The 25,932-nt window shown below is 64.5% G+C and carries 20 protein-coding genes; 18 read left to right on the top strand and 2 right to left on the bottom strand.

All coding sequences use genetic code 11. The features are described 5' to 3' along the window. The first annotated feature begins 39 nt into the window (after positions 1-39). The 7 genes from surE to pbpC all read left to right on the top strand — a co-directional run bounded on the left by surE (position 40) and on the right by pbpC (position 13,023). Entirely contained in the window at positions 40-777 is a 738-nt protein-coding gene (gene surE / locus GJ698_RS17060; protein ID WP_154359060.1) for a 5'/3'-nucleotidase SurE, read from the top strand. Then, positions 774-1,643, top strand: a complete 870-nt coding sequence (locus GJ698_RS17055; protein WP_154359059.1) for a protein-L-isoaspartate(D-aspartate) O-methyltransferase — start codon at positions 774-776, stop codon at positions 1,641-1,643. Before surE ends, GJ698_RS17055 begins: the two co-directional genes overlap by 4 nt. Before the next feature lie 25 nt (positions 1,644-1,668). After that, a complete protein-coding gene (locus tag GJ698_RS17050) occupies positions 1,669-2,622 on the top strand; it encodes a peptidoglycan DD-metalloendopeptidase family protein (RefSeq protein WP_154359058.1) in 954 nt (317 codons plus the stop codon). A 17-nt stretch (positions 2,623-2,639) separates the two neighbouring features. Beyond that, positions 2,640-3,635, top strand: coding sequence for an RNA polymerase sigma factor RpoS (gene rpoS, locus GJ698_RS17045; protein WP_154359057.1), 996 nt, complete (start codon positions 2,640-2,642; stop codon positions 3,633-3,635). A gap of 77 nt (positions 3,636-3,712) precedes the next feature. Then, positions 3,713-5,053 carry a 23S rRNA (uracil(1939)-C(5))-methyltransferase RlmD gene (gene rlmD, locus GJ698_RS17040; RefSeq protein WP_154359056.1) on the top strand — a complete coding sequence of 447 codons (1,341 nt, stop codon included), beginning with the start codon at positions 3,713-3,715 and terminating at the stop codon, positions 5,051-5,053. A 180-nt stretch (positions 5,054-5,233) separates the two neighbouring features. Next, positions 5,234-10,921: an alpha-2-macroglobulin family protein gene (locus GJ698_RS17035; protein ID WP_154359055.1), complete on the top strand. Its 5,688-nt coding sequence runs from the start codon at positions 5,234-5,236 to the stop codon at positions 10,919-10,921. After that, complete coding sequence (gene pbpC / locus GJ698_RS17030; RefSeq protein WP_154359054.1) at positions 10,918-13,023, top strand: penicillin-binding protein 1C; 2,106 nt, start codon at positions 10,918-10,920, stop codon at positions 13,021-13,023. The genes GJ698_RS17035 and pbpC overlap by 4 nt, the downstream gene beginning before the upstream one ends. 6 nt (positions 13,024-13,029) lie before the next feature. Here pbpC and GJ698_RS17025 read toward each other — a convergent pair whose 3' ends face one another. Both GJ698_RS17025 and GJ698_RS17020 read right to left on the bottom strand, forming a co-directional pair. Further along, positions 13,030-13,860 carry an endonuclease/exonuclease/phosphatase family protein gene (locus GJ698_RS17025; protein ID WP_154359053.1) on the bottom strand — a complete coding sequence of 277 codons (831 nt, stop codon included), beginning with the start codon at positions 13,858-13,860 and terminating at the stop codon, positions 13,030-13,032. Positions 13,861-13,976: 116 nt separating this feature from the next. Next, complete coding sequence (locus tag GJ698_RS17020) at positions 13,977-14,657, bottom strand: Bax inhibitor-1/YccA family protein (protein WP_154359052.1); 681 nt, start codon at positions 14,655-14,657, stop codon at positions 13,977-13,979. A 272-nt stretch (positions 14,658-14,929) separates the two neighbouring features. Here GJ698_RS17020 and ndk point away from each other — a divergent pair, with 272 nt between their 5' ends. The 11 genes from ndk to hflX all read left to right on the top strand — a co-directional run bounded on the left by ndk (position 14,930) and on the right by hflX (position 25,931). Continuing rightward, a complete protein-coding gene (gene ndk, locus GJ698_RS17015; RefSeq protein WP_154359051.1) occupies positions 14,930-15,337 on the top strand; it encodes a nucleoside-diphosphate kinase in 408 nt (135 codons plus the stop codon). 80 nt (positions 15,338-15,417) lie between these two features. Then, positions 15,418-16,590 carry a dual-specificity RNA methyltransferase RlmN gene (gene rlmN / locus GJ698_RS17010; protein ID WP_503826446.1) on the top strand — a complete coding sequence of 391 codons (1,173 nt, stop codon included), beginning with the start codon at positions 15,418-15,420 and terminating at the stop codon, positions 16,588-16,590. Then, positions 16,590-17,411: a type IV pilus biogenesis/stability protein PilW gene (gene pilW, locus GJ698_RS17005; protein WP_154359049.1), complete on the top strand. Its 822-nt coding sequence runs from the start codon at positions 16,590-16,592 to the stop codon at positions 17,409-17,411. The genes rlmN and pilW overlap by 1 nt, the downstream gene beginning before the upstream one ends. 13 nt (positions 17,412-17,424) lie before the next feature. Next, entirely contained in the window at positions 17,425-18,444 is a 1,020-nt protein-coding gene (locus tag GJ698_RS17000; RefSeq protein ID WP_154359048.1) for a RodZ domain-containing protein, read from the top strand. Positions 18,445-18,470: 26 nt separating this feature from the next. After that, complete coding sequence (gene ispG / locus GJ698_RS16995) at positions 18,471-19,736, top strand: flavodoxin-dependent (E)-4-hydroxy-3-methylbut-2-enyl-diphosphate synthase (RefSeq protein ID WP_154359047.1); 1,266 nt, start codon at positions 18,471-18,473, stop codon at positions 19,734-19,736. After that, the gene (gene hisS, locus GJ698_RS16990; RefSeq protein WP_154359046.1) at positions 19,723-21,069 is read left to right on the top strand and encodes a histidine--tRNA ligase; all 1,347 of its coding nucleotides are present in this window, start codon (positions 19,723-19,725) and stop codon (positions 21,067-21,069) included. Before ispG ends, hisS begins: the two co-directional genes overlap by 14 nt. A gap of 34 nt (positions 21,070-21,103) precedes the next feature. Then, complete coding sequence (locus tag GJ698_RS16985) at positions 21,104-21,757, top strand: YfgM family protein (RefSeq protein WP_154359045.1); 654 nt, start codon at positions 21,104-21,106, stop codon at positions 21,755-21,757. 37 nt (positions 21,758-21,794) lie between these two features. After that, positions 21,795-22,934: an outer membrane protein assembly factor BamB gene (gene bamB / locus GJ698_RS16980; protein WP_154359044.1), complete on the top strand. Its 1,140-nt coding sequence runs from the start codon at positions 21,795-21,797 to the stop codon at positions 22,932-22,934. 4 nt (positions 22,935-22,938) lie between these two features. Beyond that, positions 22,939-24,285 carry a ribosome biogenesis GTPase Der gene (der, locus tag GJ698_RS16975; protein ID WP_154359043.1) on the top strand — a complete coding sequence of 449 codons (1,347 nt, stop codon included), beginning with the start codon at positions 22,939-22,941 and terminating at the stop codon, positions 24,283-24,285. A gap of 194 nt (positions 24,286-24,479) precedes the next feature. Then, complete coding sequence (hfq, locus tag GJ698_RS16970; protein ID WP_072780809.1) at positions 24,480-24,716, top strand: RNA chaperone Hfq; 237 nt, start codon at positions 24,480-24,482, stop codon at positions 24,714-24,716. Positions 24,717-24,758: 42 nt separating this feature from the next. Continuing rightward, a complete protein-coding gene (gene hflX / locus GJ698_RS16965) occupies positions 24,759-25,931 on the top strand; it encodes a GTPase HflX (protein ID WP_154359042.1) in 1,173 nt (390 codons plus the stop codon). Position 25,932 lies beyond the last annotated feature (1 nt).

Below are 25,932 nucleotides of genomic sequence, written 5' to 3'. Positions count from 1 at the left end.
ATGCGCAGTGCGGCCATTGCTTCAGGTAAAATCCTTTGAATGAGAATCCTGATTAGCAATGACGACGGCTATCTGGCGCCGGGCATCAATGCGCTGGCCAACGCGCTTGCCCCCATCGCCGAGATCGTGGTGGTGGCGCCGGACAGCAACCGCTCGGGCGCGTCGAACTCCCTGTCGCTGGACCGGCCTTTGTCGGTGCAGCAGGCGAGCAATGGTTTTTATTTTGTCAACGGCACGCCCAGCGATTGCGTGCACGTGGCGCTGACGGCGCTGCTCGATTACCGGCCGGACCTGGTCGTCTCCGGGATCAACAATGGTCCCAATATGGGGGACGACACGCTGTATTCCGGCACCGTGGCCGCCGCCACTGAGGGCTATCTGTTCGGCATCCCGGCCATCGCCTTCTCGCAGGGCGCTTACGGCTGGGAGCATATCGACGATGCCGCCCGTCATGCGCGCGACATTGTCCAGCGTTACTATGAAGCGTTGCCGCAGCCGTATCTGCTGAACGTGAATATACCCAACCGTCCTTATGATCAGCTTAATCAGGTGGTCGCCACCCGCCTGGGCCGGCGCCACCAGTCCGAGCCGGTGATCAAGGCCAAGGACCCGCGCGGCCGGGATATCTACTGGATCGGCCCGCCGGGCGCCTGCAAGGACGCCGGCGAAGGCACGGACTTCCACGCCTGCGCCAACGGCCGCACGTCGATCACCCCGCTGCAGATCGACCTGACGCACACCTCCCAACTCAATGCATTGGCAAAGGCCTTGGCATGAACGAAAAAAACCGTACCTTCCCTTTGCCGCTGTCCTCGGTAGTCGACCAGGGGGCCAGGAAGGCAACGGTATTCAAGCCGGTGGCGACACCGCAAACCGCCACCCAGAACGCTGCGCGCCATGCGCCGCCCCAATATCCGGCGCCGCGCGCGGTGGCCACACCGTCCAAGTCGCACAGCTACGCCATGGAGCGCGCGCAGCCGGCGCCGGCCCAGGCGCCGCGCCAGAATCCGCTGGTGTCGGACGCGGTGCGCCGCGCCATGGTGCAGCGCATCGCCAAGCAGGGCGTCAAGGACCCGCTGGTGCTGGGCGCGATGGAAACCGTGCCGCGCCATCTGTTCATGGACGAGGGCCTGGCGCCGCAAGCCTATGTCGACGCCTCGCTGCCGATCGGCCATCACCAGACCATTTCCCAGCCCTACATCGTGGCGCGCATGATCGAGGTGCTGCGCAACGGCGGCCAGCTGAAGCGCGTGCTGGAGATCGGCACCGGCTGCGGCTACCAGGCGGCGGTGCTGTCCTGCGTGGCGCAGGAGGTGTATTCGATCGAGCGCATCAAACCGCTGCACGAGCTGGCCAAGGCCAATCTGCGGCCCCTGCGCGTGCCGAACCTGCGTCTGCATTACGGAGATGGTATGCTTGGCCTGCCGCAAGCGGCGCCGTTTGACGGTATCATTCTGGCCGCGGCCGGAATGGAGGTGCCGCAAGCCTTGCTGGAGCAGCTGGCCGTCGGCGGCCGCCTGGTCGCGCCGGTAGGCGTCCGTACCCAGCATTTGGAACTGATTACGCGCATCGGCAAGACGGAATGGACCAGCGAAACGCTGGAAGATTGCCACTTCGTGCCCCTGCGTCCGGGCGTGGTCTAGCCCGAACCACTAGATGAAAATGAGAATGACGAATAAAAGCAATTTGCTCGCCCTGGGCTTTGTGCTCGTATTATTGAGCGCCTGCCAAAGCCCCCCTAATCAAGCCCCGGTTGTAGACCGCACGATTCCGCCCGCCGTCAAACCCGCCACGCCAAGCGAAACAGCGCAGATCGCCCGCGACGAGCGCGGCCTGTACACCGTCAAAAAAGGCGACACCCTGATCCGCATCGCGCTGGAATACGGCCAGAACTACCGCGACCTGGTGACCTGGAACAACTTGAGCAACCCGAACGACATCAAGGTCGACCAGGTGCTGCGCGTGCTGCCGCCGGACAGCGCGCCAAACGGCCCGGGCGTGGAAACCGCCGCCGTCATCATGCCGCCGTCCGACAAGACGCCGCCGCCGGCGCCGGTGGTCAAGAAAACCGGGCCGAAGGGCGACAAGAAGCCGTATTCGGAAGCCAATCTGGCCGAGCTGCAACGTAGCGACAATGGCAAGGAAGGGGCCGTTGCATCGTCGTCAACCCCTGCGCCGGCCGCCGCCGCGGCCGCCCCGCGCGCCTCGGCGCCGCCTGTGGCGCCGGCCGCACCGGCGCTGGCCGCCGACGACGCCAGCGTCAGCTGGATCTGGCCGGCCGAAGGCAAGGTGGTGGCCACCTTCGACGAAGGCAAGAACAAGGGCGTCGACATCGCCGGCAAGGCCGGCCAGCAAGTCGTGGCGGCCGGCGCAGGAAAAGTGATGTATGCCGGCAGCGGCATCCGTGGTTATGGTAATCTCGTTATTGTGAAGCACAGTACTAATTTGTTGTCCGCCTATGCGCACAACCGGACCATCCTGGTCAAGGAAGGTCAGAGCGTGAACAAGGGACAAATGATTGCGGAAATGGGCGACTCCGATACCGACTCCGTCAAGCTGCACTTTGAAATCCGGCAGCAGGGCAAACCGGTGGACCCGTCGCGCTTCCTGCCTAACCGCTAGCTGAGCCATGTAAAGCCATGACCTCGACGCCGCACGATCAGATGGATGACGATTCGCTCCCGGACGATTTTCGCGACGAGGAGGCTGCGGTCGACGATGCCGAGGAAGGCGACGCGCCGGAAACCGGCGCGGTGCTGGAAAGCGTCGACGAACTGAAAAAAGTGCTGGCCGCCGAACTGTCCACCGACACCACCCAGCACTACCTGAACCAGATCGGCACCCGGCCGCTGCTGACGGCGCCGCAGGAAGTCCACTACGCCACGCTGGCCAAGGCCGGCGACTTCAGCGCGCGCCAGACCATGATCGAGCACAACCTGCGGCTGGTGGTGTCGATCGCCAAGCACTACATCAACCGCGGCGTGGTGCTGCTCGACATGATCGAAGAAGGCAATATCGGCCTGATGCGCGCCATCGACAAGTTCGAGCCCGAGCGCGGCTTCCGTTTCTCGACCTATGCGACCTGGTGGATACGCCAGAGCATCGAACGCGCCATCATGAACCAGGCGCGCACGGTGCGGCTGCCGGTGCACATGGTGCGCGAGCTGAACCAGATCCTGCGCGGCAAATACCACCTCGAAGCCCAGCACCACAACGGTAAGGACGCCACCGCCGAGGACATCGCCGAACTGGTCGGCCGCCCGGTGGAAGAGGTGCAGGATATCCTGGCGCTGTCCGAGCACGCCACCTCGCTCGATGCGCCGCTGGACAACGACCCGCAGTCGTCGCTGATGGACATGCTGCCCGGCGACAGCGACGACAGTCCCGACGCCCGCGCCGAGCACCACGAAATGACGGTGCTGGTGCGCGACTGGCTGACCAAGCTGCCGGACAAGCAGCGCATCGTCATCATGCGCCGCTTCGGCCTCGATAACGACGACCCGGCCACGCTGGAAACCCTGGCCGAGGAGATGGGCGTGACGCGCGAGCGGGTGCGCCAGATCCAGCAGGAAGCGCTGGTCAAACTCAAGCGCGCCATGGCCGCGCGCGGCGTGGTCCGCGATTCGCTGCTGTAGTCACTTCCCATTCTGCTATCATATTGGCCCCGGCGCATCCGCCGGCGCCTATCTTTTGTCATTCAAACTTAAACGTTATGCAAGAAAATACCATCGACATCAAATCGCTCGACATGGACGCCCGCGGCGTCGGCCACATTGAGAATGAAGACGGCTCGCCGGGCAAGGTGGTGTTTGTGGAAGGCGCGCTGCCGGGCGAGCGCGTCAGCTTCGAGACGTTCAAGAAGAAGAAAAACTGGGAAGCGGCGCGCATGACCGTGCTGCACCGCGAATCGTCGATGCGCGTGGCGCCGAAGTGCGAACACTTCGACTACTGCGGTGGCTGCTCGATGCAGCACCTGGAAGCGACCGCGCAGGTGGCGATCAAGCAGCGCGTGCTGGAAGATAACCTGTGGCACATCGGCAAGGTCCACGCCGACAACATCATGCGGCCGATGTACGGCCCGACCTGGGGCTATCGCTACCGCGCGCGCCTGTCGGTGCGCTGGGTCGAGAAGAAGGGCACGGTGCTGGTCGGCTTCAAGGAAAAGCGTTCGGTGTTCGTGGCCGACATCAAGAGCTGCCAGATCCTGCCCAAGCACGTGTCGGACATGCTGCTGCCGCTGCGCGCGCTGATCGGCTCGCTGACGCTGTTCAACCAGATTCCGCAGATCGAACTGGCGATCGGCGAAGATGTCACCGCCATGGTGCTGCGCATCATGGCGCCGATGACGGCCGACGACGAAACCAAGGTCAAGGCCTTCGCCGACCAGTACGGCGTGCAGTTCTGGCTGCAGACCAAGGGCCCGGAAACGGCCGCGCCGTTCTACCCGCTGGCGCCGCAGCTGCACTACCTGCTGCCGGAATTCGGCGTGCGCATGCCGTTCAAGCCGGTCGACTTCACGCAGGTCAACCACCACATCAACCGCGTGCTGGTGCACAAGGCGCTGCGCCTGCTGGACGTGCAGCCGCAAGACCGCGTGGCCGACCTGTTCTGCGGCCTGGGCAACTTCACGCTGCCGCTGGCGACGCTGGCGCGCGAAGTGGTCGGCATCGAAGGCAGCGAGACGCTGACCGAGCGTTCGCTGAGCAACGCCAAGGCCAACGGCCTGGATGGCAAGACCACCTTCTACAACCGCAACCTGTTCGAAGTGACGGCGGCGGACCTGGTCGCGCTGGGCAAGTTCGACCGCATGCTGATCGACCCGCCGCGCGACGGCGCCATGGCGCTGGCTTTGGCGCTGGGCGAGCTGCGCAACACCAATCCGGAGCTGCTGCCGACGCGCATCGTCTACGTCTCGTGCAGCCCGTCGACCCTGGCGCGCGACGCCAACGCGCTGGTCAACCTGGCCGGTTACAAGCTGGACAAGGCTGGCGTGGTCAATATGTTCCCGCACACCTCGCACGTCGAATCGATGGCGGTGTTCGACCTGACGTAACCCAAACCGGGGTCAGTGCCGACATTCGGACACAAGCACAGCCGTAGCAGTCGCTACGGCTGTGCTTGTGTCCGAATGTCGGCACTGACCCCGGTTTTCATGTTTTTCTTCTAAGATTATTGACTTTGCAGGAGGCGTGCGCAACACTGGGCTGATTGTTAATCAGCGCCTGGAGTTGGCATGCGCCTCCTGTCCCGCATCATCGCGCTGGCTGCCTTGTGCAGCCTGCCGCTGGCCGTTCTGGCCGATACTTCCGTCAGCGCTTTTTCACCGTCGGGCACCGTCAAGGGCGTGCGCCAGGTGGCGGCGCGCTTCAGCGGCCAGATGGTGCCGCTGGGCGATATGCGCCTTGGCGACCCGTTCAGCGTCGACTGTCCGGAAGAGGGCAAGGGCCGCTGGATCGATGGCCAGAACTGGAGCTACGACTTCGCGCGCGACCTGCCGGCCGGCGTGGCCTGCCGCTTCACGCTCAAGGACGACCTCAAGGACATCGCCGGCAAGCCGCTGAGCGGCGAACGCCATTTCGCCTTCGACACCGGCGGCCCGGCGGTGGTGGAAGCCGCGCCGCGCGAAGGCGCCAGTTCCATCGACGACCAGCAGATCTTCGTGCTGGGCCTGGACGCGCCGGCCAGCGAGGCGACGGTGGCCGCGCATGCCTGGTGCCAGGCCGAAGGCATCAACGAAAAAATCGGCGTACGCGTGCTGCAAGGCGCGGAACGCCAGCGCGTGCTCGACCTGCGCAAATCCTTCACCGAGCGCTATCTGTCGCTGTACTTCAAGGCGCGCGGCGTGGTGTGGCGCGCCACCGCAAAGCTGAACAACCAGCGGCTCGACAAGCTGCCGATCGTGGTGCTGCAATGCCAGCGCGCGCTGCCGGCCGAGGCGCAGGTGACGCTGGTGTGGGGCGCCGGCATCGCGGCCGACAGCGGCATCGCCACCACGCAGGATCAGACGCTGAGCTACAAGACACGTCCCGACTTCAACGCGCGCTTCAGCTGCGACAGATTGTCCGCCGACGGCGGCTGCATCCCCTTCCTGCCGATGCGCGTGCAGTTCTCGGCGCCGGTCAAACGCGCCGACGCGCTGGCCGTGAAAATCGCCGCGCCGGGCGGCAAGGTGTTCAAGCCGGTGCTGAGCAAGGAAGAGGAAAACAGCGAATACCTGCAATGGCTGAACATCAACGGCCCGTTCCCGGAACAGACGAAACTGACGCTGTCGCTGCCGGCGGGCCTGAAGGACGACGCCGGCCGCACGCTGGTCAACCAGGCCAGCTTCCCGATGGCGATCCGCACCGATGCGCAACCGCCGCTGGTCAAGTTCCCGGCGCGCTTCGGCATCATCGAGGCGAAGGGCGACAAGCTGCTGCCGGTCACGGTGCGCAATGTGGAGGCGCGGCTGGCGGCCGGCAAGGTCGATGGCGGCGCGCTGCGCGTCAACGACGGCGAGGCCTCCGCCGATCAGCAGGACCAGCAGGTCATCGCCTGGCTCAAGCGCATGGGCAGCAGCTACAGCTGGCAGCCGCAGGAACTATGGGGCGATAACCTGTACAAGCAGCTGCTGGACGCCAGGGCCGGCAAGGTGGAGCGCTTCGCCATGCCCAAGCCGAACGGCGGCAAGGCGTTTGAAGTGGTCGGCATCCCGCTGCGCAAGCCGGGCTTCTACGTGGTGGAGCTGGCGAGTCCCCGGCTGGGCGCCGGCCTTGGCCTGCGGCGCGGCACGGCGTATGTCGGCACCGCCGCGCTGGTGACCAATATGGTGGCGCACTTCAAGCACGGCGCGGAATCGTCGGTGGTGTGGGTGACGTCGCTGGACAAGGGCAAGCCGGTGCCGCAGGCGCAGGTGGCGGTGCGCGACTACGACGGCAATGTGCTGTGGCAGGGCATCACCGATGGCGGCGGTCTGGCGCACATCCGCAAGGAGCTGCCGGTGTCGCGCCGTTCCAAGGACGGCCGCTACTTCATCAGCGCGCGGCTGGGCAACGACATGACGTTCACCCTGTCGGACTGGGATCGCGGCATCGAGACCTGGCGTTTCAATCTGCCGAGCGGCGAGGGCGGCGCCGACAACGTCATTGCCACCACGGTATTCGACCGCACGCTGCTGCGCGCCGGCGAGACGGTGCACATGAAGCACTTCCTGCGCCGCCACGTCGAGCAGGGCATCGTGCAGGCGACCAAGGAACAGGATGGCACGCTGCACATCATCCACGAGGGCAGCGGCCAGCAGTACGAGCAGCCGCTGAAGTGGAACGCCAACGGCTCGGCCGAAAGCACCTGGACCATTCCGGCCGACGCCAAGCAGGGCTGGTATGAGCTGATGCTGAGCGGCCGCAGCGCCGGGCGTTTCCGCGTCGAGCAGTTCCGCGTGCCGACCATGAAGGCGCTGCTGCAAGGGCCGAAGACGCCGGCGATCCAGGCTGCGGCGGTGGATCTGGATGTGCAACTGAGCTACCTGTCCGGCGGCGGCGCGGGCGATGCGCCGGTGCAGCTGCGCACCGTGGTGCAGGACAAGAGCATCAGCTTTGCCGACTACGCGGACTTCAGCTTCAGCAACGGCGACGTCAAGGTCGGCGCCGAGCGCACGGCAGGCAGCTTCGATGACGACGAAGGCATGTACGACGGCGAAGGCGAAGGCGAGGACGGCGCTGTCGCCGGCCCGGCCGCCGTCAAGACCCGCAGCCTGACGCTGGACAAGGCCGGCGGCGCGCGCATCACGCTCGATCAGCTGCCGACCGTGCAAACGCCGCACGAGCTGATGGCCGAGATGACCTACCAGGACGCCAACGGCGAAACGCTGTCCGCCGCCACCCGCATTCCGCTGTGGCCATCGGGCTATGTGATCGGCATCCAGCCGGATGGCTGGGTACTGAGCAAGGACGCGCTGAAGTTCACCGTGGCAGTGCTGGACCTGGAAGGCAAGCCGGTGGCCGATGCGCCGGTGGCGGTGGACTTCTTCCAGCGCCTGTCGTACTCGCACCGCCGGCGCTTGATCGGCGGCTTCTACGCCTACGAGAACAGCAGCGAGGTGAAAGCGCTGGGCGCGGCCTGCGAAGGCAAGACCGACAACAAGGGACTGCTGATCTGCCAGGTGAAGGCGCCGGCATCGGGCAATTTGATCCTGCGCGCGAAAACACAGGATGCGCAGCAGCGCGTGGCCGTCGCCAACCGCGAAACCTGGGTGGCCGACGGCGCCGACTGGTGGTTCGCCGCCACCGACAACGATCGCATCGACGTGCTGCCGGAGAAAAAACGCTACGAGCCAGGCGAGACGGCCAGCTTCCAGGTGCGCATGCCGTTCCGGGAAGCCACCGCGCTGATCACCGTGGAACGGGAGGGCGTGATCGACACCTATATCCGCCCGCTCAGCGGCAGCGAGCCGGTATTCACCATCCCGGTCAAGAAGCAGTACGCACCGAATGTCTACGTCTCGGCGCTGGTGGTGCGCGGACGCGTGAACAGCGTGCAGCCGACGGCGCTGGTCGATCTGGGCAAGCCGGCCTACAAGCTGGGCATCGCGCCGCTGCGGGTCGGCTGGTCGGCCAATGAACTGAAGGTGCAGGTCACGGCGGACAAGCCGGTGTACAAGGTGCGCGACAAGGCCACGGTGGCGGTCAAGGTCGCGCTGCCGGATGGCTCGGCGCCGCCGGCCGGCGCGGAAGTGGCGCTGGCGGCGGTGGATGTCGGCCTGCTGGAGCTGATGCCGAACACCAGCTGGGATCTGCTGGAAGCGATGATGGCGCAGCGCAGCCTGCAAGTGACGACATCCACCGCGCAGATGCAGGTGGTCGGCAAGCGTCACTTCGGCCGCAAGGCGGTGCCGGCCGGCGGTGGCGGCGGCAAGGGCGCGGGGCGTGAGTTGTTCGATACGCTGCTGTTCTGGAAGGCGCGCGTGACGCTGGACGCCAACGGCGAGGCCACGGTGCAGGTGCCGATTAACGATTCGCTGACGGCGTTCCGCATCGTCGCCATCGCCAGCGCGCAGGCCGATCTGTTCGGCACCGGCCGCACGGAGGTGCGCAGCTCGCAGGATCTGATCCTGCTTTCCGGCCTGCCGGCGCTGGTGCGCGAGGGCGACCGCCTGCGCGCCAGTTTCACGCTGCGCAATACCACCGATGCGGCGGTCAATGCCACGCTGACCGCCAATGCCGGCGGCAAGGCCCTGGCGCCGCAGTCGGTGGCGCTGGAACCTGGGCAGGCGCGCGAGATAGGCTGGGATGTGCAGGTGCCACTGTCGGTCAGCACGCTGGCGTGGGATGTCAGTGCGGCGGTGGAGGGCGGTGGCGCGGCGTCGACGGATCGCATCAAGATCAAGCAGAAGGTGGTGCCGGCGGTGCCGGTAACGGTGATGCAGGCGACCTTGCTGCAACTGGATCGCAAGCAGTCGATGCAGGTCAGGATGCCGGAGGACGCGGTGCCGGGACGCGGCGGCGTGCGGGTGCAGTTTACCCCTGCGCTGGGCGGCGATCTGCCGGGCGTGCAGGACTATATGCAGAAGTATCCCTACCGCTGCTTCGAGCAGGTGACCTCGCGTTCGATCGCGCTGCATGACAGGGCAATGTGGCAGGCGGCCATCGACACCTTGCCGGCGCATCTGGATGCGGATGGCCTGGTCAAATACTTCGCGCCGATGTACGAGGGCAGCGATACCCTGACGGCGTATGTGCTGTCGGCGGCGGCCGAAGCGGGCTACGAGATTCCGGATGCGCTGAAGGGCCGCATGGAGTCCGGGCTGCTGGCTTTCGTGCAGGGCAAGGTGATGCGCTACTCGGCCTTGCCGACCACCGATCTGGCGGTGCGCAAGATCGCCGCGCTGGAAGCCTTGTCGCGTTCGCGGCCGGTGCAGGCGGCCGATCTGGAATCGTTCACGGTGCAGCCGAATCTGTGGCCGACGTCCGCTGTCATCGACTGGTATCAGATTCTGGAACGTTCGAAGGCGCTGCCGCAGCATGCGCAGCGTATCAAGGAGGCGGAGCAGATCCTGCGTTCGCGCCTGAATCTGCAAGGCACCACCATGACCTTCTCCACCGAGCGTACCGATGACTGGTGGTGGCTGATGTCCTCCGTCGACAGCAACGCCAACCGCCTGCTGCTGGTCATGGCCGACAATCCGGCGTGGAAGGATGACATCGGCCGCCTGGCGCGCGGCGCGCTGGGACGCCAGCAAAAGGGCCGCTGGGGCACGACCGTCGCCAATGCCTGGGGCGTGCTGGCGATCGACAAGTTCTCGCGCCTGTTCGAGAAAGAGAAAGTGGATGGTACCGCCGGCGCCACGCTGGCCAACGCCAGCAAGAGCATCGCCTTTGGCGGCGATCCGGCTGGCGGCACGGTGATGCTGCCATGGCCACGCGGTGGCGGCGGCCAGCTGGCACTGGAGCACGCGGGGGCCGGCAAGCCGTGGGCGACGGTGCAGGCCTTGTCGGCTGTGCCGCTCAAGGCGCCGCTGTCGAGCGGCTATCACGTCGCCAAGACCATCACGCCGGTGGAGCAGAAAGTGAAAGGCGTGTGGTCGCGCGGCGATGTCTACCGCGTGCATCTGGACCTGGAGGCGCAGTCGGACATGACCTGGGTGGTGGTTGACGATCCGATTCCGGCCAGCGCCACGGTGCTCGGCTCCGGCCTGGGCGGCGATTCGCAGCTCATGAGCGGCGACGAGCGCGCCAGGGGCTGGGCGACGCCGGCCTTCCAGGAACGCACCTTTGAGGGCTTCCGCGCGTTCTATCAGTTCGTACCGAAAGGGAAGTGGAGTGTCGAATACACGGTGCGCCTGAATAATCCGGGCCAGTTCAATCTGCCGCCGACGCGGGTCGAGGCGATGTACAGTCCCGAGATGTTCGGCGCCTGGCCGAATGTTGCCATCACAGTCAAATGAAGACTATCATTTTTACCATTGCGCTGGCGCTGGCCGGCGCCGTCCACGCCGCTCCGACCTTTGATGAGGTGCGGGCGGCGTATCGCTCGTCGGATGCGGAACTGCTGGACCGTCACGGCGAGGCGATCCAGTCGCTGCGCATCGACATGCAGGTGCGGCGTTTACCCTGGGTGGCGCTGAACGATATCTCGCCCGCGCTGCCTGCGGCGGTGCTGCAGGCGGAAGACCAGCGCTTCTACCAGCACGATGGCGTGGACTGGAATGCGGCGGCCAAGGCGGCGTGGGACAACCTGTTCCGCACGCGGCCGCGCGGCGCCTCGACCATCACCATGCAACTGGCGGCGCTGCTCGATCCGGCCTTGCAGTCATCGGCCCAGGGCCGCAGCTGGGGCCAGAAGTGGGATCAGGTGAAGGCCGCGCGCGAACTGGATGCGCAGTGGTCCAAGCAGCAGATCATGGAAGCTTACCTCAACATGGTGTCGTATCGCGGCGAGCTGCAAGGCGTGGGCGCGGCGGCGCGCGGCATGTTCGCCAAGGCGCCGTCCGGATTGGATGCGAGCGAGGCGGTGATATTGGCCAGCCTGTTGCGTGGACCGGCGGCGGGGCAGAAGGTGGTGTCGCAGCGGGCCTGCGCGCTGTCGCAGGAATTGCGCCTGCCGTCGACGTGCAGCGAGATCCAGCTGCGCATCGTCGTTGCGATGGGACGTCCGCAACTGGCGGCGAACCTGCCGCCGGCGCCGCAGGTGGCGCAGCAGCTGCTCACGCGCAGCGGGCAGGCGGTGCGCAGTACGCTGGATGCGGGCTTGCAGCGTTATGCGCAGGGTGTGCTGCGCCAGCAGCTGGCGGCGCTGCAGGGGCGGAATGTCAACGATGGCGCGGTGGTGGTGCTGGATAACGCCACCGGCGAGATTCTGGCCTACGTCGGCAATGCCGGCGGCGGCGAGGTCGATGGCGTGGCGGCGCTGCGGCAGGCCGGCTCCACCCTGAAACCGTTCCTGTACGAGCTGGCGCTGGAGCGCAAACAGCTGACGGCGGCGTCGCTGATGGACGACACGGCGATCGATATCTCCACGCCGTCCGGCATGTACATCCCGCAGAATTACGACAAGAATTTCAAAGGCTATGTCAGCGTGCGCACCAGCCTTGCCAGTTCGCTCAACGTGCCGGCGGTGCGCACGCTGGTCATGTCCGGCATGGAGCGCTTCCATGAGCGTTTGCGCGCCGTGGGACTGAGCAGCCTGACGCAGCCGGCGGAATACTACGGCTATTCGCTGGCGCTGGGTTCCGCCGAGGTCTCGCTGCTGGAGTTGAGCAACGCCTATCGCACGCTGGCCAACGGCGGCATGTATGGCGCGGTGACGCTGGCGCAGGTGCAGCAAGCGGCTGGTGCGCCGCATCGCGTGCTCGATGCGCGCGCCAGTTTCATCATCAGCGACATCCTGGCCGACCGCGCGGCGCGCAGCATCACCTTCGGCTTGAAGAACGAGCTGGCGACCACGTTCTGGGCCGCCGTTAAAACCGGCACCAGCAAGGACATGCGCGACAACTGGTGCGTGGGCTATTCGGACAGGTACACGGTGGGCGTCTGGGTCGGCAACTTCGACGGGCAATCGATGTGGGACGTGTCCGGCGTCAGCGGCGCCGCGCCGGTGTGGCGCGACGTGATGGACTACCTGCATCGCGGCCAGCCGAGCCGCGCACCGAAGCCGCCGGCCGGCGTGGTGCGGCAGCAGATCGCCTACGAACCGGCGCTGGAAGCGGCGCGCGGCGAGTGGTTCATCGTCGGAACCGAAAGCCCGGTGATCGCGCTGGCCCAGGACCAGCACCGCGGGCCCAAGATCCTGTATCCGGGCGAAGCCAGCACCATCGCCATCGATCCCGACATACCGGACGCCATCCAGCGCGTCTTCTTCCAGGCTCGCGCCGGGCAGGGCCTGAACTGGCAGCTGGACGGCGAAGCGCTGGGCCAGGCCAACACCAGCTACGCCTGGCGCCCCACGCCCGGCCCCCATCAGCTGGCCCTGATCGACGCCCACGACAAGCCCATCGCCACCACCAACTTCCAGGTCCGCGGCGCCAGCGACGCCCAGCACCGCGAATGACGATAATTAAGGCAGGCGCAGGCGTGTGACGACCGGGAAGTGGTCGGACGGATAGCGCGCGTCGACCGAGTCGGTGAGCACCGCATAGCGTAGCACCTGCCATTGCGGGCTCAGGAACACGTAGTCGATCCGCTCCAGCGCCGGCTTGCTCACGTTGAAGTCGTTGAAGGTGCCGGACGGTCCGTAAGGCGGCGTCTGGCTGATGGTCCTGGCGTCACGCAGCCCGGCGCTGACAGTGGCATAGGCTTCGCTGTCGGGCGTGCTGTTGAAATCGCCCGTAACGATCAGCGGCAGATCGCCGGCCAGCGTCCGCCCGCGCGCCAATAGCAGACGCGCCGACTCGCGCCGCGCGACGTCGCCCTCATGATCGAAGTGGGCGTTCAGCACCACGAACACGCGGCCGCTCGGCTTGTCGCGCAGGCGCGCCCAGGTGGCGAGACGCTTGCAGCAGCGCGCGTCCCAGCCCATCGACGGCTTCTCGGGCGTGGTGCTGAGCCAAAAGTCGCCATGGTCTTCCAGGGTAAAACGCTCGCGGCGGTAGAAGATGGCCGAGTGCTCGCCGGCCTCCTTGCCGTCGTCACGACCGACGCCGACGTGGGCATAGTCGCCCGTCGCATCCAGATCGGCCAGCTGGTTGGACAGGCCTTCCTGCGTGCCCCACAGGTCGAACTCATGGTAGCGCACCAGCGCGCGCATGGCGTCGCGGCGGGCGGTCCAGACGTTCTGGCCATCCTTGGGATTGTCGAAGCGGAGGTTGTAGGAGGCGACGTTCAGGTCGACCTGGGCCAAGGCGAAGGGGGCGAGCAGCAGAAGTGAAAGCAGGGCAAATCGGCGCATGGGAATGATCGGAGAGTTGAACCGAAATCCACTGTAGCACGCCCTTGGCGGGAATGAAAAAAGCCGGCGCGAAGGCCGGCTTTTTTAGTGCTGCGCGCTAAACACGCATCCAGCACTTAGTCGCGGTTGCCGCCGAAGATGCCCAGCAGCGACAGCAGGTTGGCGAAGATGTTGTACACGTCCAGGTACAGGCTCAACGTGGCGCGGATGTAATTGGTCTCGCCGCCGTTGATGATCTGCTGCACGTCATACAGGATGTAGGCCGAGAAGATGGCGATCGCCACCACCGACACCACGATCGCCAGCGCCGGGATGTGCAGGAAGATATTCGCCACCGAAGCCAGCAGCAGAATGATCACGCCGGCGAACAGCCAGGTGCCCATGCCCGAGAAATCACGCTTGGAAACGGTGGCCACCGACGCCAGCACCGCGAACACCGCCGCCGTGCCGCCGAACGCGGTCATGATCAGGAAGCCGCCGTTGGAGAAGCCGAGGATGCGCGACAGCAGCGGCGTCAGCCACAGGCCCATGAAGAAGGTGAAGCCCAGCAGCAGGGCGACGCCGACGCCGGAATCCTTGTTCTTCTCGATACCCCAGATGAAGCCGAAGGCGATTGCCAGGAAGGCCAGCGCCATCAGGCCGCCGTGCAGCGGCAGGTGCAGGGCCACGCCCAGCACGGCGCCGAAGACGGTCGGCACCATCGACAGGGCCAGCAGCCAGTAGGTGTTGCGCAGCACCCGGTGCTGCACCGCCTGGCGGCTACCCGACAGGTCGTAGGTGTTTTGCATATTGTTCATAGTGCCTCCATTAAAGGATGAAAGTTTACAGCTTTGATAAAAGCATAGCACGTCAGGATCGCCCAAGTCTTAAAACATGCCTTAATTGCACTTAAATCGGGCTTAAACTGCTTTCATTGCCGTTTCTGCGCCCTAAAAACGGGCAATTTATAGCTGTATTGCAAGCTTATCTACCACCGGTTCTCGGAATATGGGGTGTTCTATGGTAAAATCAAAGGTTGATTGGATTATCAATTTCGTTTTAAACCTTTCTTTTTATTGGAGTTTTTCAAATGGCAATCGAACGCACCCTGTCGATCATCAAACCAGACGCAGTTGCAAAAAACGTGATCGGCCAAATCTACAGCCGCTTCGAGAACGCTGGTCTGAAGATCGTCGCTGCTCAAATGAAGCAGCTGTCGCGTGAAGAGGCTGAAGGTTTCTACGCTGCGCACAAAGAGCGCGGTTTCTTCAAAGATCTGGTGGACTTCATGGTTTCGGGTCCAGTCATGATCCAGGCTCTGGAAGGCGAAAACGCCGTCCTGAAAAACCGCGAACTGATGGGCGCTACCGATCCTAAGAAGGCTGACAAAGGCACCATCCGTGCTGACTTCGCCGACTCGATCGACGCCAACGCTGTTCACGGCTCCGACGCTGTGGAAGCTGCTGCAGTGGAAATCGCTTACTTCTTCGGTAAGTAATTTGATGTAATTCCGCTTCCGCGTATCGCGCGGAAGCGGTATCTTTTTTGTACTGTTTTGAACCTTAAATGAATACGCCCGTGAACGCACCCCTGACCAACTTGCTGGACTTCGATCCCGCGCAGCTCATCGCTTATTGCGCCGAGTTGGGGGAGAAGCCGTTCCGCGCCAAACAGCTGCAGCGTTGGATCCACCAATTCGGCGCGTCGGATTTCGACAGCATGACCGACCTGGCCAAATCGCTGCGCGACAAACTGAAAACCCGCGCCCACATCGTGGCGCCGCAAATCATCAGCGACCACACGTCCACCGACGGCACCCGCAAATGGCTGGTCGACGTCGGCAACGGCAACGCGGTCGAAACCGTGTACATCCCGGAAGAGAACCGAGGCACGCTGTGCATCTCGACCCAGGCCGGCTGCGCCGTCAACTGCCGCTTCTGCTCGACCGGCAAGCAGGGCTTCAGCCGCAACCTGAGCGTCGGCGAGATCATCGGCCAGCTGTGGATGGCGGAGTTCGAACTGCGCCGCACCAAGGGCATCGAGCCGGGGCCGAAAGGCGAACGCCAGATCACCAACGTGGTCATGATGGGCATGGGCGAGCCGCTGCTGAACTTCGATCCGACCGCCACCGCGCTGAAGATGATGCTGGACGATAACGCCTACGGCCTGTCGCGCCGCCGCGTGACCCTGTCCACCTCGGGCGTGGTGCCGATGATCGACAAGCTGTCGCAGGAAGTGCCGGTGGCGCTGGCCGTCTCGCTGCACGCCTCCAACGACGAGCTGCGCAACGGCCTGATCCCGCTGAACAAGAAATACCCGCTCAAGGAGCTGATGGCCGCCTGCAAGCGCTACCTGGAATTTGCGCCGCGCGACTTCATCACCTTCGAGTACTGCATGCTCGACGGCGTCAACGACAGCGACGAGCACGCGCGCGAACTGGTGGCGCTGGTGCAGCACCCCGAGTTCGGCGTCAACTGCAAATTCAACCTGATTCCGTTCAACCCGTTCCCGGAATCGGGTCTGCTGCGCTCGAAGAATCCGCGCATCAAGGCCTTCTCGCAAGTGCTGCTGGACGCCGGCATCGTCACCACCATCCGCAAGACGCGCGGCGACGACATCGACGCCGCCTGCGGCCAGTTGGCCGGCGAAGTGCAGGACCGCACCAAGGTCCAGCAGCGCATGGAGAAAATGGCCGAGTACCAGCAAAAATTCGGCGCCAACTTCGGCAAGATCGTGGAGATCCACTCCTGATGACCTTCCTGGCGCAGCGTAGCCGGCTCAGTCTCCTCGCGCTCTGCGCGGCAGGGATGCTGGCCGGCTGCGCCTCGTCGGGGCCGGAAAAAGGCAACAGCGGCAAGGCCGAGCTGACCACCGCGTCGGACCAGACCGCCGCGCAGCGCAAGGTCGAGATCCGCATGCAGCTGGCGATCGGCTACTTCCAGCAGGGCCAGTACCCGGTGGCGCTGGACGAGGTCAAGCTGGCGCTGGCGGCCGATCCGAACAATGCCGACGCCTACGGCATGCGCGGCCTGATTTACCAGCAGATGGGCGAGAACGCGCTGGCCGAAGACAACTTCGTACGCGCCCGCAAGCTGGCGCCGGCCAGTCCGGACCTGGCCAACAACTACGGTTCCTTCCTGTGCCAGGAGAACCGGGTGAAAGAAGCGTTGCCGCTGTTTGATGCGGCCCTGGGCAACCGCAGCTACCGTTCGCCGGCCAGCGCCGCGAACAACGCCGGTTCCTGCGCCCTGAAGATCAAGGATTACGCCAGCGCGGAGCGTTATCTGCTGCAAGCCTTGCAGTTGACGCCTGACCTGCCGGCCACCAACGCCAATCTGGCGCGGGTATATTTTGAAAAAGGCGATTATGTGCGCGCCAATTTCTTCATCACCCGTTTGAACAAGGTGGCAAAGATGGAGAGTCTCACGGCCGATGTGCTGTGGCTCGCGATTAAGGTGCAGCATAAGCTGGGCGATACGGATGCGGAGACCGGCTGGGCGACGCAATTGCGCCGCCACCACTCCGGCTCGGCCGAATATGCTGCTTATCAACGTGGGGCGTTTGATGAGTGAAACAGGGGTACCAATGAATTCTGAGTGGGCAGAACCGCCGCAAGAGCAGGGCAGCACCAGTACCGGCAAGGCGACGCCAGGCGCCTTGCTGGCGGCCCAGCGCGAGGCCATGGGCTGGACGGTCGAACAGATTGCGGAACAACTGAAGCTGGCCGTGCGCCAGGTGAAGGCATTGGAAGCCGGCGATTACGCCGCGCTGCCCAACATGGCGGTCACGCGCGGCTTTGTGCGCGCCTACGCCAAGGTATTGAAGATGGACGCGGCGCCGCTGGTGGCGATGATCGACGCGGTCGCGCCGCCTGCCCCCGAGGTGGTGGTGCCGCGCAAGGATTTGTCGGCCTCGTTCTCGGAATCGCGCTTCCCGTCGATGACCAGCCGTTCATCGGCGCCGGCCGGCTGGCTGGTGGGCCTGGCGGTGGTTGTGGTGGTCGGCGCCGCCGGCGCCTATGCCTACCAGAGCGGCATGATCCCGGCCTCGCTGTTCCAGCGCAAGGACGCCGCGCCGGAAGAGGCCAAGCCGGCCGACGTTACGCCGCCGATCGAGACCACGCTGGTCAAGCAGGATCAGGAAACGACCGTGCAGTCGCCGAACGTGCCGCTGGTTTCGGTGCCGCCGCAAGGCGAGCAGACCGCAGCCGCACCGGCCGCTGAAACGCCGGCCACCGCGGCTGTCGCGCCGCCTGCCGCCGCGCCAACGCCGGCGCCAGCGCCGGCACCAGCGCCGGTCGCCGCCGCGCCGGTTGCCGCGCCGACGCCAGCTCAGGCTCCAGCCGCGGCGCCTGTCGCCGCCGGCGTGGGCCATCAGCTGGTACTGAAGATGAACGAGGATTCGTGGGTCGAGATCCGCCGTCCGGGCACCACGTCGCTGATTTCGCGCGTGGTGAAGGCCGGCAGCACCGAGACCTTCGACATCAAGGATCCGGCGCTGCTGATCGTCGGCAAGCCGGGCGGCGTGGAAGCGACGCTGGGCGGCGCGCCGCTGGCGCTGCCGACCATCCCTGGCGGCACGATTTCGCGCGTGAATATCAAATAAGATCAAGTAAGAACGAGTTAACAGCCATGACGCAAACTGCTATTCCATCGGGACCGACCGACCGCCGCGCCAGCCGCCGGGTGTTGATCTCGCACGGCGAACGCAAGATCTGGGTGGGCGGCGACGCCCCGGTGGTGGTGCAGTCGATGACCAACACCGACACCGCCAACGCGATCGAAACCGCGATCCAGATCCGCGACCTGGCGCGCGCCGGTTCGGAACTGGTGCGCCTGACCGTGGACCGTCCGGAAGCCGCCGAAGCGGTGCCGTACATCCGCGAACAGCTGGACAAGATGGAGGTCGACGTGCCGCTGGTCGGCGACTTCCACTATAACGGCCACACGCTGCTGAACGATTATCCGGAGTGCGCCAAGGCGCTGTCGAAGTACCGCATCAATCCGGGCAACGTCGGCAAGGGCGCCAAGCGCGACACGCAGTTCGCGCAGATGATCGAAGTGGCGGCGCGCTACGACAAGCCGGTGCGCATCGGCGTCAACTGGGGCAGCCTGGATCAGGCGCTGCTGGCGCGCATCATGGACGAAAACGCCGGCCGCGCAAATCCGTGGACCGCGCAGCAGGTGATGTACGAAGCGCTGATCACCTCGGCCATCGAGAACGCCGTGCGCGCCGAAGAACTGGGCCTGGGCCGCGACAAGATCATCCTGTCGTGCAAGGTCTCGGGCGTGCAGGATCTGATCGCCGTGTACCGCGAACTGGCCAAGCGCTGCGACTATCCGCTGCACCTGGGCCTGACCGAAGCGGGCATGGGCAGCAAGGGCATCGTCGCCTCGACCGCCGCGCTGTCGGTGCTGCTGCAAGAGGGCATCGGCGACACCATCCGCATTTCGCTGACGCCGGAACCGGGCGGCGACCGCACCAAGGAAGTGGTGGTGGGGCAGGAGATCCTGCAGACCATGGGCCTGCGCAAGTTCACGCCGATGGTGATCGCGTGCCCAGGCTGCGGCCGCACCACGTCGACCACCTTCCAGGAGCTGGCCGACAACATCCAGACCTTCCTGCGCGACCAGATGCCGGAATGGAAAAAGACCTATCCGGGCGTGGAGGCGATGAACGTGGCCGTGATGGGCTGCATCGTCAACGGCCCCGGCGAATCGAAGCACGCCAACATCGGCATCAGCCTGCCGGGCACCGGCGAATCGCCGGCCGCGCCGGTGTTTGTCGACGGCGCCAAATTCGCCACCCTGCGCGGCGAGCGCATCGTCGAGGAATTCCAGGAAATCGTACTGAATTACGTCCAAAAGAACTACAGCAAAGAACATGTCCAAAACTGAAAAAATCGTCGCCGTCAAAGGCATGAACGACATCCTGCCGGCGGACTCGCATCTGTGGCAGCTGTTCGAGAACACCGCGCAGTCGGTGGTGCAAAGCTACGGCTTCCAGCAGATCCGCACGCCGATCCTGGAAGACACCGCGCTGTTCGCGCGCGCCATCGGCGCCGTCACCGACATCGTCGAGAAGGAGATGTACTCCTTCGAAGACTCGATGAACGGCGACAAGCTGACGCTGCGTCCTGAAGGCACGGCCGGCGCGGTGCGCGCGGTGATCGAACACAATCTGGTCTACGAAGGCCCGAAACGCCTGTGGTACACCGGTCCGATGTTCCGCCACGAGCGTCCGCAGCGCGGCCGCTACCGCCAGTTCTACCAGTTCGGCTGCGAAGCGGTCGGCTTCAGCGGCCCGGACGTGGACGCGGAAATGATCATCATGTGCCGCCGCCTGTGGGATGACCTGGGCATCGTCGACGACGTGCGCCTGGAGCTGAACTCGATCGGCGACGCCGAAGAGCGCGCGCGCCACCGCGTCGACCTGATCGCCTACCTGGAAAGGCACGAGGACATCCTCGACGCCGAGGCCAAGCGCCGCCTGCACAGCAACCCGCTGCGCATCCTCGACACCAAGAATCCTGCGATGCAGGAGATGGTCAACGGCGCGCCGAAGCTGCTGGACTACCTGGGCGAGGAATCGCTGGCGCACTTCAACGGCGTGCGCAAGATCCTCGATCACAACAACATCCCGTACACCATCAACACCCGCCTGGTGCGCGGCCTGGATTACTACAACCGCACCGTGTTCGAATGGGTCACCGATTCGCTCGGTTCGCAGGGCACCGTGTGCGCCGGCGGCCGTTACGATCCGCTGATCGCCTCGTTCGGCGGCAAGCCGACGCCGGCCGTCGGTTTCGCCATGGGCATCGAGCGTCTGCTGGAGCTGCTGAAGGCGGCCGGCGAACCGGAGGCGCCTAACCAGTGCGACGTCTACCTGGTGCACCAGGGCGAAGCGGCGCAGCTGCAAGCCTTCGTGCTGGGCGAGCGCCTGCGCGATGCGGGTCTGGACGTGGTCATGCACGGCGCCACCGCAGCCGGCGCCGGCAGCTTCAAGTCGCAGATGAAGAAGGCCGACGGCAGCGGCGCCGCCTACGCCGTCATCATCGGCGAAGATGAAGTCGCCAACAACACCGCCGCCGTCAAGTCGATGCGCGCGGCCGAAGGCGAACCGCAGCAAACCACGGTGCCGTTCGACGAAGTCGTGAACTTCGTGGTCGACCAGATCACCGACAGCGGCGACCATCATCACCACGTGCACGACGAGCACTGCAACCACTAAGCATCCCATTTAACTACAACGGCAGACGAATACCATGGCATACGATCTTGAAGAACAAGAACAAATCGCGTCCCTCAAAGCTTGGTGGGACAAATACGGCAACGCCACGACCTGGGTGCTGATCGCGGCGCTGGCGTCGTACTCCGGCTGGACTTACTGGAAGTACCACCAGCGTAACGAAGCCTCGCAGGCGTCGGCGCTGTACGAAGAGCTGCAGTCGGCGGTGGAAGCCAAGGACAACGCCAAGGTGCTGCGCGCCGCCGGCGACATGGAAGCAAAATTCGGCAGCACCGCCTACGCGCCGATGGCCGCGCTGGTCGCCGCCAAAAGCTCGTTCGAAGCCAACGACCTGAAATCGGCCAAGGCCCAGCTGCAATGGGCGGCCGACCACGGCGCCGACGAGTTCAAGGCCGTCGCCAAGATCCGCCTGGCCGGCGTGCTGCTGGACGAGAAAGCCTACCCTGAAGCGCTGAAGGCGCTGGAAGGCGACGTGCCTGCGCAATTCGCCGGCGCTGTCGCCGACCGCAAGGGCGACATCCTGGCCGCGCAGAACAAACTGGCCGAAGCCCGCACCGCCTACCAGGCAGCGCTGGACGCGACCGACAAGAAGAATCCTGGCCGTCAACTGATCCAGATGAAACTGGAAGCGATCGGCGGCACCGTGCCGGCCGACAAAGGCGCTGCGTAACTCATCCGCACCACGTAACGATCAAGGTTTATAAATTATGCGTATTACCGAAAAAGTAGTTGCAGCAAGCGTGTTTGCGATGTTGGCCGGTTGTTCCTTGTTCGGATCCAAAGATACCAAGAACCAGCCGGCGCCGCTGGTGGAACTGAAAAATCCATCGCTGACGCCGAAGGTGATGTGGAAGTACTCGGCCGGCAAGGCCGGCAACGCGGTGTTCACGCCGGCGACGGCGGGCGACAGCGTCTACGTGGCCGATGCCGGCGGCGCGCTGGTGCGACTGAATGCCGCCACCGGCAAGGAAATCTGGCGCACCAAGACCGGCGTCGACCTGACGGCCGGCGTCGGCACCGACGGTGAAGTGGTCGTGGTCGGCGGCGCCAAGGGCCAGGTGCTGGCCTACGACATCAACGGCAAGCAGCTGTGGAAGGCGCAAGCCACCAGCGAAGTGCTGTCGTCGCCGGAAGCGGGCGGCGGCGTGGTCATCGTGCGCAGCGTCGACAACATGATCACCGCCTACGACGCCAAGACCGGCGACAAGAAATGGAACGTGGCGCGCACCACGCCGGCCCTGACCCTGCGCAACGCGCCGGGCATGGTGATCAGCGGCCCGAACGCCTACATCGCCCAGCCGGGCGGCAAGCTGCTGGCGCTGGCCCTGGCCGGTGGCCTGAACCGCTTTGAAGTGGTGGTCGGCGAACCGCGCGGCGCCACCGAGCTGGAACGCGTGACCGATATCGCCGGCACCCCGGTGATCTTCGAAAAAGATGTGTGCGCGGTGTCGTACCAGGGCCGCGTGGCGTGCTTTGACGCCACCACCGGCGCACCGCACTGGAGCAAGGCCACTTCGTCCGACAAGGGCGTGGCCGTGGACCAGCGTTTTGTATTCGTCTCGGACGAGAATGGCGCCGTGGCCGCCTATAGCCGTGAAAACGGCGCCAACGCCTGGAAGAACGACAAACTGTTGTACCGTGTGCTGTCCACTCCCGTGTCCTATGGACGCGCGGTGGCGGTGGGCGACTACCAGGGCTATATCCACTTCCTGTCGCGGGAAGATGGCGCATTTATTGGTCGTGTGGCGACCGACGGCAGCCCTATCCAGGCTGATCCCGTCATCGCTGGCACGAATTTGATTTTCCAAACCCAATCAGGGACAGTGACCGCTCTCGCGGTCGAGTAATAAAATGAAGCCGGTAATCGCACTAGTGGGTCGACCCAATGTAGGGAAATCGACCTTGTTCAATCGTCTGACCCGCTCGCGCGATGCGCTGGTGGCGGACTTGCCTGGGTTGACGCGCGATCGTCACTATGGCGAGGGCCGTGTCGGCGAACGTCCCTTCCTCGTTATCGACACCGGCGGCTTTGAGCCGGTGGCCAAGGAAGGCATCCTCCACCAGATGGCCAAGCAGACCAAGCAGGCCGTGGCCGAAGCTGACGTCGTCATCTTCCTGGTCGACGGCCGTCAGGGCCTGACGCCGCACGACAAGACCATCACCGACTTCCTGCGTAAAAGCGGCCGTCCGGTGCTGCTGGTCGTGAACAAGGCGGAGGGCATGCGCTACAACGCAGTGGTGGCGGACTTCTATGAACTGGGACTGGGCGAACCGGCGGTCATCTCGTCGGCCCACGGCGACGGCGTGCACGACCTGGTCGAGCTGGCGCTGGACACGGCGTTCGAAAAGCGTCCGGAAGATCCGGAAGAGCTGGAGCCGGCCGACCGCGGCATCAAGATCGCCCTGGTGGGCCGTCCCAACGTCGGCAAGTCGACCCTGATCAACACCCTGGTCGGCGAAGAGCGCGTGATCGCCTTCGACATGCCGGGCACCACCCGCGACTCGATCGAGATTCCGTTCGAACGCGACGGCAAGCAGTACACGCTGATCGACACCGCCGGCATCCGCCGCCGCGGCAAGGTGTTCGAAGCCATCGAGAAGTTTTCGGTGGTGAAGACGCTGCAATCGATCTCGGAAGCCAACGTCGTCGTGCTGATGCTCGACGCCCAGCAGGACATCTCCGAGCAGGACGCCCACATCGCCGGCTTCGTGCTAGAGACCGGCCGCGCGCTGGTCATCGCCGTCAACAAGTGGGACGGCCTGCGCACCGACGAGCGCGACGAGATCAAGATCGACATCGACCGCAAGCTGGACTTCCTGTCCTTCGCCAAGATGCACTTCATCTCGGCGCTGAAGGCGCAGGGCATCGGCCCGCTGATGAAGTCGCTGGACCAGGCCTACGCCGCCGCCTTCGCCGACCTCTCGACGCCGAAGCTGACCCGCGCGCTGATCGAAGCGGTGGAAAAGCAGGAGCCGCGCCGCAAAGGCTCGATCCGTCCGAAGCTGCGCTATGCGCACCAGGGCGGCATGAACCCGCCGGTGATCGTCATCCACGGCAACGCCCTGGACGCGGTGGCCGAGCCCTACAAGCGCTATCTGGAAAAGCATTTCCGCGAGACGTTCAACCTGGTCGGCACGCCATTGCGGATCGAGCTGCGCACCGGTAAGAATCCGTTCGCAAAAACTTCCGGAAAATAACGTGTTTTTTTGCAGGAACTGCCTGCAAAAAAAACCAAAACAAGGTACAGTGGCTTAGAAGCACCACTTTTGACGTGGCGAGCGGTGTTTCAGCGAAAATTATTTGACTTTTGTAAGAGTTTTCGCTGGGCCACGACCTTGAAATCAAGCGTTTCGCCTCCACTTCCAACACAACAACATAAAATGGAGCTGTTATGAGCAACAAAGGGCAACTGTTACAAGACCCATTCCTCAATGCCTTGCGCAAGGAACACGTTCCTGTATCGATCTATCTGGTCAACGGCATCAAGCTGCAAGGCCATATCGAATCGTTCGACCAATACGTCGTCTTGCTGCGTAACACCGTGACCCAGATGGTGTACAAACACGCCATCTCCACCGTGGTGCCGGCACGCGCCGTCAACCTCAATATTGAAAACGAAGCGGAATAAGCATTTGCAGCATCGCTTCTTCCCACATAGCCTGACCGTCGTATGCGCGCAGCTCTAGTCGGTATCGATTTTGGTCAGGGCGACTTTGCCGCCAGCGTCGAGGAACTGAACCTGCTGGCCCGTTCAGCAGGTGCGGAACCGGTGACGACCATCACGGCAAAGCGGTCCTCCCCGGACGCGGCTTATTTCGTCGGCAGCGGCAAGGCCGACGAAATCGGCCAGGCCGTGCTGGCCGATCGCATCGAGATCGTCATCTTCAACCACGCGCTGTCGCCGGCGCAGCAACGCAATCTGGAAAAGCGCCTGAACATCCGCGTGCTGGACCGGACCAGCCTGATTCTTGATATCTTCGCCCAGCGTGCCAAGAGCCACGAGGGCAAGCTGCAGGTCGAGCTGGCGCAGTTGCAGCACCTGGCCACGCGCCTGATCCGCGGCTGGACTCACCTTGAGCGCCAGAAGGGCGGTATCGGCCTGCGCGGTCCCGGTGAAACGCAGCTGGAGACCGACCGCCGTCTGATCGGCGAGCGGGTCAAGGCGCTGCGCGCGCGGCTGGCCAAGCTGCGCAAGCAGCACGAGACGCAACGCCGTTCGCGCAACCGTACCCAGACTTTCTCGATCTCGCTGGTCGGCTACACCAATGCCGGCAAGTCGACGCTGTTCAACGCCGTCACCAAGGCCGGCGTGTATGCGGCCGACCAGCTGTTCGCCACGCTGGACACGACCTCGCGCCGCGTCTACATGGGCGAGGAGGTCGGCAACGTGGTGCTGTCCGATACCGTCGGTTTCGTGCGCGAGCTGCCGCACCAGCTGGTGGCGGCGTTCCGCGCCACGCTGGAGGAGACCATCCACGCCGATCTGCTGCTGCACGTGGTCGACGCCGCGTCGCCGGTGCGCATGGAGCAGATCGAGCAGGTCAACCTGGTGCTCAAGGAAATCGGCGCCGATCACATTCCGCAGATTCTGGTGTGGAACAAGATCGACGCGGCCGACCTCGAACCATCGGTTGAGCGAGATGAATATGATAAGATTTCTCGCGTCTTCCTCAGTGCCCGCACCGGCGAGGGACTCGATCTGCTGCGCGAGGCCATCACCGAATGGGCCAAGGCGGCGCCGGGCGCGCGCCTGAACGAGACCTATGAGTCTCAACAGGACCTAGAACAAGAATTAGAAGAAGTAGAGAGCAGTCCCACCCTCACTGACGTTGGATCACACTAAT

Origin of the sequence: Duganella aquatilis, assembly GCF_009674565.1 — a bacterium.
In the GTDB taxonomy this organism is placed as follows: Bacteria; Pseudomonadota; Gammaproteobacteria; order Burkholderiales; family Burkholderiaceae_D; genus Rugamonas; species Rugamonas aquatilis.
The sequence above is the reverse complement of the archived record's forward strand: the minus strand, read 5'-3'. Positions and strand labels throughout refer to the sequence as shown.